The following is a 301-nucleotide window of genomic DNA, read 5'->3' as shown; positions in this document are numbered from 1 at the left end:
CCGCCGACGCCGTAGGTGGAGTCGAGGCCGGGGACGCCGGTCTGGACGCGTACCGCGCGGTAGCCGAGATCCGTGTAGTGGGCGACCTCGCCGAGGACGCCGTCGACGTCCTCGGCGTTGGCGTGCCCGTAGACGGTGACGCCCTCGCGGGAGCGGCCGCCCAGGAGCTGGTACACGGGCAGGCCCGCCTGCTTGCCCTTGATGTCCCACAGAGCGGTGTCGACGGCGGCGATCGCGGCCATGGTCACCGGCCCGCGCCGCCAGTAGGCGCCGCGGTACAGGTACTGCCAGGTGTCCTCGA

Annotated in this window: 1 pseudogene; it reads right to left on the bottom strand. The window is 73.1% G+C overall.

Going from position 1 to position 301, the window contains the following annotated elements:
- Window positions 1-301 (bottom strand): annotated as a pseudogene (locus GTW43_RS04860) (bifunctional D-altronate/D-mannonate dehydratase); the annotation flags it as partial.

The organism is Streptomyces sp. SID5785 (assembly GCF_009870065.1).
Classification (GTDB): domain Bacteria; phylum Actinomycetota; class Actinomycetes; order Streptomycetales; family Streptomycetaceae; genus Streptomyces.
This window is presented reverse-complemented; position numbering and strand designations above follow the sequence as displayed.